Source organism: Acidovorax sp. GW821-FHT10A04 (assembly GCF_059415825.1).
In genome coordinates, this window is sequence record NZ_JBWKNZ010000003.1 from 340,386 (window position 1) to 353,319 (window position 12,934).

Below are 12,934 nucleotides of genomic sequence, written 5' to 3' on the forward strand. Positions count from 1 at the left end.
CGTGCGACCATGAAAGCCGTGCTGCGCTGGCTGGGCCTGGTGGTGTTCGCCGCCCTGGCGCTGCAGCTGTTCTTCGTGCTGCGCATCGCGGCCATGGTGGTGGTGAATCCCGAATCCACCAGCTTCCAGCGCTCCGAGGCCTGGGTGCAGGTGGCCGCCACCGGCCACGTGCGCTGGCGCCAGCAGTGGATGCCCTATGGCGAAATATCGGACCACCTGAAGCGCGCCGTGATCGCCTCCGAGGACGACGGCTTCGCGAACCACGATGGCGTGGACTGGGCCGCCATCGAGAAAGCCTGGGAACGCAATGCCAAGGCCGAAGCCCAGGCCGCCAAGGCCCAGACCCGCGCGCCCGACCGGCCCCAGCGCGCGCCCAAGATCCGTGGCGGCTCCACCATCACCCAGCAGTTGGCCAAGAACCTGCTGCTCTCGGGCGAGCGCACCCTGTTGCGCAAGGGCCAGGAATTCGTGCTCACGCTGCTGCTTGAGCAGCTGCTGAGCAAGGAACGCATCCTGGAGATCTACCTCAACAGCGTGGAGTGGGGCGAAGGCGTGTTCGGCGCCGAGGCTGCGGCCCAGCACTACTTTCGCAAGAGCGCCAGCCGCCTGGCCCCGGGCGAGGCGGCCCGCCTGGCCGTGATGCTACCGGCGCCCAAGCGCTTCGAGAAGACGCCGGGATCGGCCTACCTGGCGGGGCGCACGCGTACCATCCTGGCGCGCATGAACAGCGCCGAGCTGCCCTGATATTCCAACGCCTCAAGCGCGCCGGCTGAGCAGCAACTGCACCGGCTGCTCCGGCCGCAGGGTCACGTGCAATTGCGGCCGCAGCGGCGCCGCCCCCTCGGGCACCCGCAAGGTATAGCGCTGCAGCAGCATGGCGGCCAGCAGCACCATCTCCAGCATCGCGAAGTGCTGGCCGATGCACACGCGCGGACCCAGGCCGAAAGGAATCCACGCCCCGCGGGGTATGTCGGGAGCCCCCTCGACGAAACGTTCGGGCAGGAAGCACTCGGGCTGCGCGAACCAGCGCGCATCGCGGTGCAGCACCCAGGGCGTAATGCGCAGCAAGGCCCCCTGGGGCACGGCCACACCGCCCAACGTGATGGGGGCCGTGGTGCGCCGGCTCATCACCGCCGCGACGGGCGGGTACAGGCGCATGGCTTCCTTCAGGGTGGCCGAGAGCCAGGGCAGCTGCGCGAGGTGCTCCGGGCCCGGCACATGGCCCTGCAGCACGGCATCCACTTCAGCCTGTGCACGCTGCGCGGCCTCGGGGTGTTCGGCCATCAGCCGGCTCCACCACAACAGGGCGGTGGCGCTGGTCTCGTGCCCGGCCTGGAAGCTGACCATGCACTGGTCGAACACCTCCTGCGGCGACAAGGCCTCACCCGTGGCCTCGTCGCGCAGCGCCAGCAGCATCTGCAGCAGGTCGGTGCGCTCCGCCATGCCCGCCAGCCCCTGCTGCGCCTGGCGCCGATCGATGTGGCGCTGCACCAGCCCCCGCAGCAGGCGCAGCGCGCGGCGCTTGCCGGCCTTGCCGGGCAGGGGCAGCCAGTCGGGCAGGGTGAAGGGCAGGAACATCTCCGAGAACGCCGTGGCCGACAGGGTCTGCGTGGCCCAGGCCGCGTCGCGTGCGTCCTCCTTGGCCGACTCGCCGAACAGGGTGCGCAGGATCACGTCCATGGCCACGCCCGACCACAGCCCGTCCATGCCCACCAGGGCCTCGGCCTGGCCGGTCGGCACGGCAGCATCCAGTGCGGCCTGCGCGGCGTCGGTCATCAGTTGCGCATAGCCCGCCACCCGCCTGGGCGCAAAGGCCGGCATCAGCATGCGCCGCTGCCGCTGCCAGGTACCGCCCTCGGTCACCAGCACGCTCTGGCCGAAGACCTGCGCGAACACCTCGATGCCGCGCTCCCAGCGCACCAGGTGCTCGGCATGGGTGACCAGGGCCTCGCGCACCAGTTCGGGGGACAGCAGGTCCCAGGCATCCTCGTTGCCCAGGCGCATGCGCGTGAGGTCGCCGTGCTCGCGCTGCAGCCGCGTGACAAAGCCCAGGTAGTCGGCGCGCATGGCGCGCAGCAGCGGCAGGCCCCACCAGCGCGATGAGGGGCCCGATGGCTGCGGGACGGTTGGGGCGGCGGCATGCGCCAGGTCGTTGGCAAGGGTCGTGTTCATGCCGGCATGGTGGTGCGCCCCACCCCGCGCTGTATTGAACGATTGCGACACCGCAGCTCCCCTACACTCGGGCTCCATGGCCATCCTGGCACCCCCTTCTGCGCGGCAGCCCGAGGGACTGATCCCTTCGGGACAGCTCTGGCTGCCGCACGCCGGCCTCTCGGCCTGTGTGCGCGGCACCATCGTGCGCAGCACGCTGGGCCATGCACTCAGCGATGCACAGCGCATCAACCGCTTTCCCGCCACGCCGCTGTGCAGCCTGAGCTGGTGGTTCACGGGCCGCAGCGAGTGCCTGGTGCCCGGGCGGGCCGGCAGCATGCCGGACCTGCACAGTCCGCGCGAGCCCTTCGCGGGGCGCTGGGTGCTTGCGGGTCCGCAGACCCGGCCCTCGACCAGTTGGTGCGCCGAACCCACGCACGCCATGATGGTGATGTTCATGCCCGATGCGCTGCACCTGCTCACCGGCCTGGCGCCCGAGGACCTGACCGACCGCACGGTGGACGCCGCCACGCTGCTGCCGCGCGACTGGCTGGCCATGTGCGAGGCGGTGCAGCACCAGGCTGACGACGCGTCCCGCATGGACTGCCTGGAGCATTTTTTGCTGCCGCGCTGGCAGGCCTGCAGGCCCGGCCCCGCCTCAGCCACGCAGCGCTATGGCGACTGGGCCACGCACCTGGCGCAGCGCGCCGCGCACTCGGCGCCCGGCCGCAGCTTGCGCCAGCTGGAGCGGCGTATCAAGCGCTGGGCCGGCCTGCCGCTGCGCGAGCTGCGCGGCTTCGGCAAGGCCGAGCAGGCCTTCTTCGACACCCTCGCGGCGGACGCGGCCGAGTCCCCGGTGCGCTGGGCCGAGGTGGCCGCAGGCGCCGGCTTTTCGGACCAGTCGCACCTGTGCCGCGTCACGCGGCGCATCACCGGCTATGCGCCGCAGGCGCTGTACGACGGCATTCAGCGCGACGAGGCGTTCTGGGTCTACCGGATCTGGGTGTAATGCACTGCGTGCGCTTCGGTGGGCAAAGGCACCTCCCAGCGCAGCAGCATCTCCAGCAGGCGCTTGTTGGTCAGCGAGGTGTCACGCCGCTGGTTGCGCGCCAGCAACTGGGCGCGCGGCTGCTCCAGGTACACGACCTCCACTTCGGCATGGTAGGCCAGGCACAGGTCCAGCGTCTTGGCGCGCATCTGGTCCGACAGGTGGGTGGCGTTCCACACGAAGGGCGCGTGCGTGCGCAGCAGGGCCTTGGCCTGCTCCACCGCATGGTGGGCCACAAGGCCCTCGTTCTTGCCGTGGCGCAACCCCAGCTGCGCGCGCGCGTCGTCGAACGACACCACAGACAGCCGGGGGTGGTGGGCGGCGACCCAGGTGTCCTTGCCCGAGGCCGGCAGGCCGCACATCACCACCACGCGCGAACCCGGCTCCTGGTGCAGCGCATAGTCCGGGTGCACGTTGGCCCCGCGAAAGTAGCACAGGGCCGTGTGCGCGTCGGCAAAGGCGCGCGGCTGGCCGTAGCAGCGCTCCTCGCGCGCCAGCTCACGGAACAGCTCGATGGCGTCGAGCGTGCGCTGCGGGTCGGGGCAGATGCGCCCGCGCATGTCCGCCTCGGCCAGCAGAGCCAGCAGGTGCAGATCCACCTGCCAGGACAGCTGGCGCACGGTGAACTCCGGCGAGCTGCCCTTGCGCGAGGTCTCCAGCGCGAAGAAGGGCACCTGGTGCACGGCGATCAGCCGGCAGATGGCCTCGCGCACGGCCAGCGGCGCGCCCGCATCCCACAGCGCGATGCGTGCGTCGATGGAGCCCTTGCGCGAGTGGCCAGGCTGCGAAATGCGGCCTGTGGCCTCGTCCACCACGGTAGTGCTGCACTTGGCCACGTCGTGCAGCAGCGCAGCGAGGAACACCACCTCCTGGTCGGCCCGCGCGAGCGCGGCATAGTCCGCACTGTCCAGCAGGCAGCGCAGCACCATGGCCGTGTGGGTCCACACATCCCCTTCCGCATGGAACACGGGGTCCTGCGGCGTGGTGGCGGCCAGCCGCAGCTGCGGGAAGGCATCGAGGCAGGCGGCCAGATCGGGCGCACCGCCTGCGGCAGGGACCAGGCCCTGCACGTCTTTCCATTCAAACATCGTCATGCAATTCTCCTGGGCGGGCCATGCCCGCCGTTGGGGTTCAGAGGCGTCCGCCGCCCGCCATGGGCCAGCGCTTGTCGACCTCGGGGCCGAACAGGTCCACGCCCGCACGCAGGCGGTTGGGGACCACCGGGCGCTCGCTGTGGTGCGACTGCGAATCAAGGATGGTCTGGATGAAGTCCGGCCGCACGAGCTTGAAGCGCCCCACGGTCCGCCCACCCTCCTCCACCTTGATGTACAGGCCTTCGGCCAGCTCGGACCGGTCGGTCTGCTGCCAGCACAGGGCCCGGTCCAGGCCCTGGCGCGCCACCTCGTCCTCGAAAGCGGCGCGCCACTGTCCAGTGCGCGCCAGCGATGGCCCCACCAGGGCCTGCAGTGCCTGCATGCGCGGCGGGGCCCGCCCGGTGTAGAGCACCGGCACCGACACCACGGGCACGCCAGCCAGCAGGGCATGCCGGGCGGGCGTGTCGAGGAAGGCCTCTACCTGACGGTCCCAGACATCGAACTCGCAGAACAGGTGCGGCAGCGCGTCGTAGTAGACCGAGTGCTTGGCGTGCATGAACTCGCCGTACATCACATAGCGGTCTTCGAGCACGCCGAGCAGCCGGCCCTCTTGCGCGCGGGCCCATTGCTTGAACAGGTTGAACTGGCGCTCGCGGCCGCCCAGGCGGTCCACGTCGAGGTAGTGGCCGCGCGACTGCAGCAGCAGTTGGCCCGCGGCGTCGAAGCTCAGGCCGGCATTGGCGGCATCGAGCTTTTCCTCGACCACCAGGGTCTTGCCCAGCAGTTCGGCGTAGGGCACGGGGTCGCCCTTGTCGCCGGGCTGGTAGCGGGAGCCCTGCAAATGGGGCGTACGGGGATATTTCGCGAGTTCGCGGTTATGCAAAGAGGGTTGCGTCATGGAAGTCTCCGGCAGGCAGGGAACCAGGCAACGGTGCCTGGCACAGGGGCCGAAGACGACGCAGGCGGTCAGCGGGTGACCGGAGATGGCAGGATCAAGGCAGCGGGCTCAGCATCCGGCCGCGATGGCGGCGAGGGAAATACTGGCTGGCTTGTCCGCAGGCCCACACGAGCGGCATAACCCGGGGCTTGAGGCCGCGGGCTTCGTGTGGCGTGTCGTTCGGCAGGAACGAGGGGTGCCGGGCATGTCGGTCTCGCGAGGTGAGGTTTTTGAAAGAGGGCGAATGCTACGGGCGAGCGCTGGTGTTTTCAAGCGCGGCGTGCGGGGATGGTGTTTTATCGCCACAGCCCTGCGTTGTGTGCGGCGCCCGCCCTGCTTCGCCAGGCCTGGGCGCCATCAGGGCTTTTTCGCGGTGCCGCCGTCGCAATCGCCCAGGCGCGTCATCCGGACTTCGACCCGCACATCCTGCGCACCGGGCACATTGTCCGGTGTGATCCTGCGGGTCAGGGAAACGATCCGCGCGTCCGAGATCTCGACCGACATCCGCGTCTCCACGGCGCGCCCACCGGCCTCCTTGCACGCCAGATTCCAGGAAGCGGCTTCACGGGTGTTTGCTTCGCCCGACACCGTGCAACTGCCGCCGTCCCGCTCGTGGGCCACCTTGCTGGCCGCAGCCGTGAGAAATGGCAGCTTGCGCAGGTCGGCTTCAGACAGGCAGCGCGTATCGGCAGGCTCGGCCCAGCGTTTTTCCACTCCCGACGCGGGATCCGGCAGGAAACCCGTGAAGCGCCGCTCCCACAGCCCCGGCATCGGCTCTGCCGCAGCCGGCCCGGCAAGAAGCACCAGCAGCGCGAGGGCCAGGAGACGTGGAATCGTGGTCATGGGCAGGTGGGGTGGAACGCCGATGCGCCAAGCATACCGCCCCCGCGGCGCGCGCCGCTCACGAGGCCTTGGCCGCCGCCTGGCGCAGGCAGTCGATGAACAGCCTGGCGGCCGGTGTCAGGGCCTGGCGGTCCCGGATCACCACGCAGACCTGGGCCGCCGGAAGGGGCTCCGCGACCCCGAGCGCCACCAGCCCCCGGCTGGCGCCCTCGTCCAGGAACAGGTGCGAGGAGACCACGCCGACGGCATCAGTGGCCCGCAGCAGCGACAGGGCGATCGACACGGAGTGGCAGTAGATGATGTCCCGCGGCGGCGGCGTGTGCTGCTGCGCGAACAGCCGGTCCAGCACGTCCATGCCATAGCCGGGTGCCAACCAAAGCGCCTGTGCCAGCGCGGTGATGGAACGCGCACCGGCCAGCGGATGCCCGGTGCGCACCGCCAGCACCGCGGGGATGGAGAACAGGGGCTCCCGCTCCAGGGCATCCGGGTGCGGCACATCGGCCTGCGCGAGCACGGCAAAGTCGTACTCCCCCTCTTTCCAGCCGTCCAGGCGGGTGGGCCAGGTCATCTCGCGCAGCTCCAGCACCACGTCGGGGCGCAGTGCCCGGAAATCGACCAGGGCCTGCGGCAGTACGCTGCTGGCGGCGGCACTCAGGGCGATGCGCAGCCGCCCGCCCTGGCCCCCGCCCATCTGTTCGAGCTCCGCCTGGGCGCTTTGCGCCTCGTGCAGGATGCGCTGGGTCCGCAGCAGCAGGGCTTCACCCGGCGGCGTGAGGCGCACCCCCTTGGCGCTGCGCACGAAGAGATCGACCCCGAGGCCCTGCTCGAGCTCGCGCATGGCGTGCGTGACGGCGGGCTGGGTCAGGCCCAGCCGGCGCGCGGCGGCACGGATGCCGCCACTCTCCGCCACGCAGCGGAAGACGCCCAACTGCCGAAGATTAAATTTGATCAGGGAATCGGTCGCCATACCACTCCAGTACCTGTGTATCGGCCCCTGCAACACCGTTGGTGATCAAATTGATTGATCACCCACCGAAGAATCTTGTCTTTTCAATGGTGATTCATTTGCTTACATTCTCACCCCAAGTGCCCATGCAAACCAATAGCGCACTTGTACCGGCCAACCCCCGATCCGTGCAGACTTTTTTCAAGCCGCAGCGGCACCCAGGCCGGGTCGGTGGGTAGAAACATGACCCTCTCGAATCTCAGGCGGTGCGCCACGCAGGGTGGCGCCTTCTTTGCCATGCGCGGGCCGGCACCGGCATCCGGCGCGGTAGAGTGGGGACAGCCCGGACGGCTGCAGGGGCACCGTTGCTCCGCCGCCCGCGCCCCCCATCCAAGGTAAAGAGGACACCATGGGCCTGCTCCCCGAAGACCCCTTGCGGCCTGCCAGCGAAGATGCCGCGGCCCTTGCCCGCCTCGTGCGCCTGCAGCAGGAGATGCTGGCGCTGGACTTTGGCCTGGCCCGCGGCGAAATCCTCGCCCGCATGGCCGGCTGGGCGCGCGCGTTGACCGAGGCTGCGGGTTGCGCCATCTACCTGCGCGACGACGGCGGCGACTTTCTCTGCCGCGCGGTCAGCGGCGAGATCGCGGCGGCGGTGGGCGATGCCCTGGCCTGGCCCGGCGCAGCCCCCGACCGGTCCAGCCCCGGCGACCACAGCCACCCGGCCCTGCTCTGGACCGATGTCGCACAGGCCGGCGCACCGGTGTCCCTGCTGATGGCCCCGCTGCGCACCGCCGCCGCCGACGTCCTCGGCTGGGTCTGCGCGGTGTCCGGCCCGCGGGGTGCCTTCACCGAGCCGGCGCTGCCCGGCCTGCAGGTCCTGGGGGAATCGCTGGGCGCCACCCTCGCTCGGCATGGCACCACGTCGCAATGGCGGGCCTCGGGGGAACAATACCGGCTGCTGTTCGACCACAACCCTTTTCCCATGTGGGTGTCGGACCTGCGCTCGCGCCAGATCCTGGCCGTGAACCAGGCGGCGGTGCTGCACTACGGGTACAGCGAGCAGGAGTTTCTCGCCATGGACGTGCGGGACCTGTGGCTGCCCGAGGACAGCCCCGAGTGGGAAAAGACCCTGCGCAGCACGGAGGAGGTGCAAAAGGTCACCGGCATCAAGCGGCGCCATCGGCGCAAGGATGGCTCGGTCATCGACACAGAGATCTCGGCCGACCTGGTCGATTTCAATGGCCGGCGCGCCCGCCTGGTGCTCGCCAACGACGTGAGCCTGCGCGTGCGCGCCGAGCGCGAACTGGCCCGCGCCAACCGGGCCCAGCGCATGCTGAGCGCCTGCAACGAGGTGCAGATCCGGGCCGGCACCGAGCAGGCCCTGATCGAGGAGGTCTGTCGCATCACGGTGGAGATCGGCGGCTACGACATGGCCTGGGCCGGGTGGCTGCGCGGCGGCGGCAGCCTGCAGCTGGCCGCCCGGGTCGGAGACGGCAGTGGCCTGCTCACGGCCCTGGAAGGCGCCTGGGACGACCCCTCGCAGGCCGGCCTGCGCCGCACCATCGAACAGGCGCTGGCCAGCGGACAACTGGCGGTGGCCGAGAACCTGGCCCACCTGCCGGCGCCCGAACCCTGGGCGCGCATGGCGCTGGCGCACGGCTTTCTGGGCGCGGCCTTCCTGCCCCTGGGCCGCGCCGGTGGCGCGCTGGGCCTGCTGGGCCTGTGCGCCAAGGAGCCGGTGGTGATCGGGGCCGAAGAGGCCAAGCTCCTGCAGGACCTGGCCAACGACCTGGCGTTCGGCATCGAAGGCCTGCGTGCCCAGGCCCGCCAGCAGGCCCTGCAGGCCGCGGTGGCGAAGGTCGCGGCAGCGGTCTCCGCCGGCACGGGGGCGGCCTTCTTCGAGCAGTTGGTGCGCAGCGGCACCGAGACGCTGGGGGCCTGTGGAGGCTTCGTGGCACGCCTGCGCACAGGTGGAGAGAACCGGCCGGCCCAGGCGCCGCAGGCCCACATGCTGGCGGCGCTGGCGCAGGACCGGGCCTTCGCCGACTTCGACTTCGCCCTGGAAGGATCGCCGCTGGCACCGGCCCTGCGGGAGACGCACGGCACCGTGCAAGGGGCGGTGGTGGCGCAGTTCGCGACCCGGCTGCTGCCAGGGCTGCAGGCCCACACCTGCATCTGGCGCCGGCTGGACAGCGCATCGGGCCGCCCGCTGGGCGCGATGGCCCTGCTGTTCGACAGCAGCCGCGAGCTCGATGCCATGATGGCGTCCACGCTGCACATTTTCGCCACGCGCGCGGCGGCCGAGATCGAGCGCCAGGAGGCCGACGCGCAGATCCGCGACCAGGCGTCGCTGCTGGACAAGGCCCAGGACGCCATCATCGTGCGCTGCCTGGAGGACCGGGTGCTGTTCTGGAACCGCAGCGCACAGCGCCTCTACGGCTGGACGCCACAGGAGGCCATCGGCCGCTCGATCTCGCACCTGCTCTACGACGATGCCCACGCCTACCAGCAGGCGATCCGCAACGTGCTGGCCCTGGGGGAGTGGAACGGTGAATTCACCCAGCACCGCAAGGATGGCAGCACCCTCACGGTGGAGGCGCACTGGACGCTGGTGCGCGACGAGCACGGCATGCCGCGCTCGATCCTGGCCATCAACACCGACATCACGCAGCGCAAGGTGACCGAGCTGCAGATACAGAAGCTCGCGTTCTTCGACCCGCTGACCGGCCTGCCCAACCGCATCCGGCTGGTCGACCGGCTGCAGCACGCGCTCGTCGCGAGCGCACGCAACGGCCGTGGGGGCGCCCTGCTGTTCATCGACCTGGACAACTTCAAGACCTTGAACGACACGCTCGGGCATGACAAGGGCGACCTGCTGCTGCAGCAGGTCGCCACGCGCCTGAAGGGTTGCGTGCGCGAGACCGACACGGTGGCACGCCTGGGCGGCGACGAGTTCGTCGTGATGCTGGAGCAGCTCAGCGGGAGCGCGAGCGAGACCGCCGTGCAGGGCCGCACGGTTGCAGAGAACGTCCTGAACGCCTTGAACCAGCCGTTCGACCTGATGGGCTACGAGCACCGCGGCACCTGCAGCATCGGCATCGCGCCCTTCGCCCAGACCGAGGAGGTGGGCGAGCTGCTCAAGCGCGCGGACCTGGCCATGTACCAGGCCAAGACCGCAGGCCGCAACACCCTGCGCTTCTTCGACCCCGACATGCAGCAGGCCGTGACGGCCCGCGCCGCGCTGGAAAGCGACCTGCGCCAGGCGCTCGCACAAGACGAGTTCCTGCTGCACTGGCAGCCCCAGGTGGACAGCCAGGGCGAGATGCTGGGCGTCGAGGCGCTGCTGCGCTGGAAGCACCCGCAGCGCGGCATGGTGTCGCCGGCGGTGTTCATCCCGCTGGCCGAGGAGACGGGCAGCATCCTGCCCCTGGGCCGCTGGGTGCTGGAGGCCGCGTGCGCACAGATCGCCGCGTGGTCGGCCCGGCCGGAGACCGCCGGGCTCACCGTCGCCGTCAATGTCAGCGTGCTGCAGTTCCGCCACCCCGACTTTGTCGACCAGGTGCTGGCCGTGCTCGACAAGGCCGGCGCCAACCCGCGCCGGCTCAAGCTCGAGCTCACCGAAAGCCTGCTGGTCAGCGACATGGAGGAGACGGTCACCAAGATGGCTGCCTTGAAGCGCCGCGGCGTCTGCTTCTCGCTCGACGACTTCGGCACCGGGTACTCGTCGCTCTACTACCTCAAGCGCTTGCCGCTCGACCAGCTCAAGATCGACCAGTCCTTCGTGCGCGACCTGCTGAGCGACCCCAACGATGCCGCCATCGTGCGGACCATCGTGGCACTGGCCCAGAGCCTGGGGCTGCACGTCATCGCCGAGGGGGTGGAGAACGAGAGCCAGCAGCAGTTCCTGGCCGAACACGGCTGCCACGCCTACCAGGGCTATCTGTTCAGCCGGCCCCTGGCGGCCGACCAGCTCAAGGCCTTTCTCGAAGCCCGCACGACGGCCCACACGCCCTAGCAGGCCGTGTTCAGGCGCTGGCGCGTGAGACGATCTCGAAGCCGATGTCGACGATGGGTGTGTCGACCGTGCGGCCTTCCGCGCGGTCGTCGATGAACTGCGCCGCCGTGCGGCCGATGCGGGTGCCGTCGATGCGCACCGTGGTCAATGCCGGCTGCAGGCTGGCGGCGAACTCCAGGTCGCCCAGGCCCACGACGGCCAGTTGCCCTGGTACCGACAGGCCGCGCGCCTGGGCCTCGATCAGCACCCCCAGGGCCAGCATGTCCGAGCTGCAGAACACCGCATCGGTCCCGGGGTGGGCGGCCAGCGCCGCCACCAGCCCGCTGCGCCCCGACCCCAGCGTGGTGGGCGCCGGCACCAGCACCGCCGGCACCTCGGCCGCCAGGCCCAGCTCCCGGGCCGCACGCCGGAACCCGCCCATGCGCAGGCGCGCCCGGTCATCGTTGGCACCGAGCAGCAGGGGCTGGCGGTAGCCGCGCTGGACCAGGAAATGGCAGACCGACTCGCCGATGCGCTCGTGCGAGAAGCCCACCAGCATGTCGATGGGGGTGGGTGTCAGGTCCCAGGTCTCGACCACCGGAATGCCCGCGGCCAGCAACTGGCGCCGACCGTCCACCGAATGCATGATGCCGGTCAGCACGATGCCATCGGGCCGGCGCCGGATGATGGCGTCGAGCAGCGCATCCTCGCGCGAGGCGTCGTAGCCGCTCTGGCCGATCATCAGCTGGTAGCCTCGCTCGTCCAGCGCCTGGTTCAGCGCGCGCACGGTTTCCTGGAACACCGGGCCCGTCAGCGTCGGCAACACTGCGGCCACCAGCCGGGCACGCGAGGAGCGCAGGCCACCCGCCATGCCATTGGGAACGAAGCCCGTCTGGCTGACCACCTCACGCACCTTGAGCAGCGTGGCGGGGGCCACGCGCTCGGGATGGTTCAGCGCGCGTGACACCGTCATGGCGGACACGCCGGCCATGCGGGCGACATCGTGGACGGTGAAGGCTTGGGGCTTTTTCATGGAGCAGCGTGGGCCCGGATGATACTGTCGCGCCGCAGCCAGGGTCCAGTGGCCGGCCCCTGCTGTCTGGCGGGCGACCACCGCCTGTGGCCCGGCTCACCAGGGGTGCGCGGGTTCGCCCGTATCATCCGCGCCATGCTTGCCAAGTTGATGAGTCTCCTCCTTCTGGGAATAGTGCGGTTCCTGACCGGCTCCCAGGCCCGCTGGTATGGTTGCCCGCCCAAGGCGGAGCAGCGCATCTACTTCGCCAACCACCAGAGCCATGCCGACATGGTGCTGATCTGGGCGGCCCTGCCCGAGGAATTGCGCAGCATCACCCGCCCGATCGCCGCCAAGGACTACTGGACCAAGACGCCGTTTCGCCAGTGGATCACCACCGCCGTGTTCAATGCGGTGTATGTGGACCGCCAGGCCACGCCGGCACGCCCGGCGCCTGTGGAAGCGGCACCGGTGGGCCCAGCCCTGCCCGAGGCGGAAACCGCTGCCGCTGGCGGGCCGGACCCGGCCCCCGAGGCACCGCCCCGCCCCCCGACCCCCGAGGAGCTGCGCGCGGCGCTGCCCGAGAACGACCCGCTCGCGCCGCTGGTGAAGGCGCTGCAGAGCGGTGACTCCATCGTGATCTTTCCCGAGGGCACGCGCGGCCACGGCGAGGAGCCCCAGCCCTTCAAGTCGGGGCTGTACAAGCTGGCGCAGATGTTCCCGCAGGTGGTGCTGGTGCCGGCCTGGATCAACAACGTGCAGCGCGTGATGCCCAAGGGCGAAGTCGTGCCCGTTCCCATCCTGTGCTCGGTGACCTTCGGCGCGCCGATCGAGCTGGCCGCCGACGAAGAGCGCCGGCCGTTCCTGGACCGTGCGCGCCGTGCGGTCATCGCCTTGCGGGAAGTGTGA

At 70.3% G+C, this 12,934-nt stretch carries 10 protein-coding genes; 4 read left to right on the forward strand and 6 right to left on the reverse strand.

What is annotated here, in order from left to right; translation table 11 throughout:
* Nucleotides 1–9 precede the first annotated feature (9 nt).
* On the forward strand, nt 10–744 hold the full coding sequence (gene mtgA, locus AC07PF_RS09230; protein WP_494611635.1) for a monofunctional biosynthetic peptidoglycan transglycosylase: 735 nt from the start codon (nt 10–12) through the stop codon (nt 742–744).
* A gap of 12 nt (nt 745–756) precedes the next feature.
* Here mtgA and AC07PF_RS09235 read toward each other — a convergent pair whose 3' ends face one another.
* Nucleotides 757–2,172 (reverse strand): cytochrome P450, encoded by a 1,416-nt coding sequence (locus tag AC07PF_RS09235; RefSeq protein WP_494611636.1) that lies wholly within the window; start codon nt 2,170–2,172, stop codon nt 757–759.
* A 76-nt stretch (nt 2,173–2,248) separates the two neighbouring features.
* Here AC07PF_RS09235 and AC07PF_RS09240 point away from each other — a divergent pair, with 76 nt between their 5' ends.
* Entirely contained in the window at nt 2,249–3,160 is a 912-nt protein-coding gene (locus tag AC07PF_RS09240) for an AraC family transcriptional regulator (RefSeq protein WP_494611637.1), read from the forward strand.
* Here the strand turns inward: AC07PF_RS09240 and AC07PF_RS09245 are convergent.
* The 4 genes from AC07PF_RS09245 to AC07PF_RS09260 all read right to left on the reverse strand — a co-directional run bounded on the left by AC07PF_RS09245 (nt 3,142) and on the right by AC07PF_RS09260 (nt 7,040).
* On the reverse strand, nt 3,142–4,287 hold the full coding sequence (locus AC07PF_RS09245) for an AAA family ATPase (protein ID WP_494611751.1): 1,146 nt from the start codon (nt 4,285–4,287) through the stop codon (nt 3,142–3,144). The genes AC07PF_RS09240 and AC07PF_RS09245 overlap by 19 nt on opposite strands.
* A gap of 43 nt (nt 4,288–4,330) precedes the next feature.
* On the reverse strand, nt 4,331–5,191 hold the full coding sequence (locus AC07PF_RS09250; protein ID WP_494605575.1) for an RNA ligase family protein: 861 nt from the start codon (nt 5,189–5,191) through the stop codon (nt 4,331–4,333).
* A 396-nt stretch (nt 5,192–5,587) separates the two neighbouring features.
* A complete protein-coding gene (locus AC07PF_RS09255; protein WP_494611638.1) occupies nt 5,588–6,073 on the reverse strand; it encodes a DUF3617 domain-containing protein in 486 nt (161 codons plus the stop codon).
* A 58-nt stretch (nt 6,074–6,131) separates the two neighbouring features.
* Entirely contained in the window at nt 6,132–7,040 is a 909-nt protein-coding gene (locus AC07PF_RS09260) for a LysR family transcriptional regulator (protein WP_494611639.1), read from the reverse strand.
* 388 nt (nt 7,041–7,428) lie between these two features.
* Here AC07PF_RS09260 and AC07PF_RS09265 point away from each other — a divergent pair, with 388 nt between their 5' ends.
* Nucleotides 7,429–11,034, forward strand: a complete 3,606-nt coding sequence (locus AC07PF_RS09265; protein ID WP_494611640.1) for a sensor domain-containing protein — start codon at nt 7,429–7,431, stop codon at nt 11,032–11,034.
* A 10-nt stretch (nt 11,035–11,044) separates the two neighbouring features.
* Here AC07PF_RS09265 and AC07PF_RS09270 read toward each other — a convergent pair whose 3' ends face one another.
* Nucleotides 11,045–12,046, reverse strand: coding sequence for a LacI family DNA-binding transcriptional regulator (locus tag AC07PF_RS09270; RefSeq protein ID WP_494611641.1), 1,002 nt, complete (start codon nt 12,044–12,046; stop codon nt 11,045–11,047).
* Between the two features lie 135 nt (nt 12,047–12,181).
* Between AC07PF_RS09270 and AC07PF_RS09275 the strand changes: the two genes are divergently transcribed.
* Nucleotides 12,182–12,934 carry a lysophospholipid acyltransferase family protein gene (locus AC07PF_RS09275; protein ID WP_494611642.1) on the forward strand — a complete coding sequence of 251 codons (753 nt, stop codon included), beginning with the start codon at nt 12,182–12,184 and terminating at the stop codon, nt 12,932–12,934.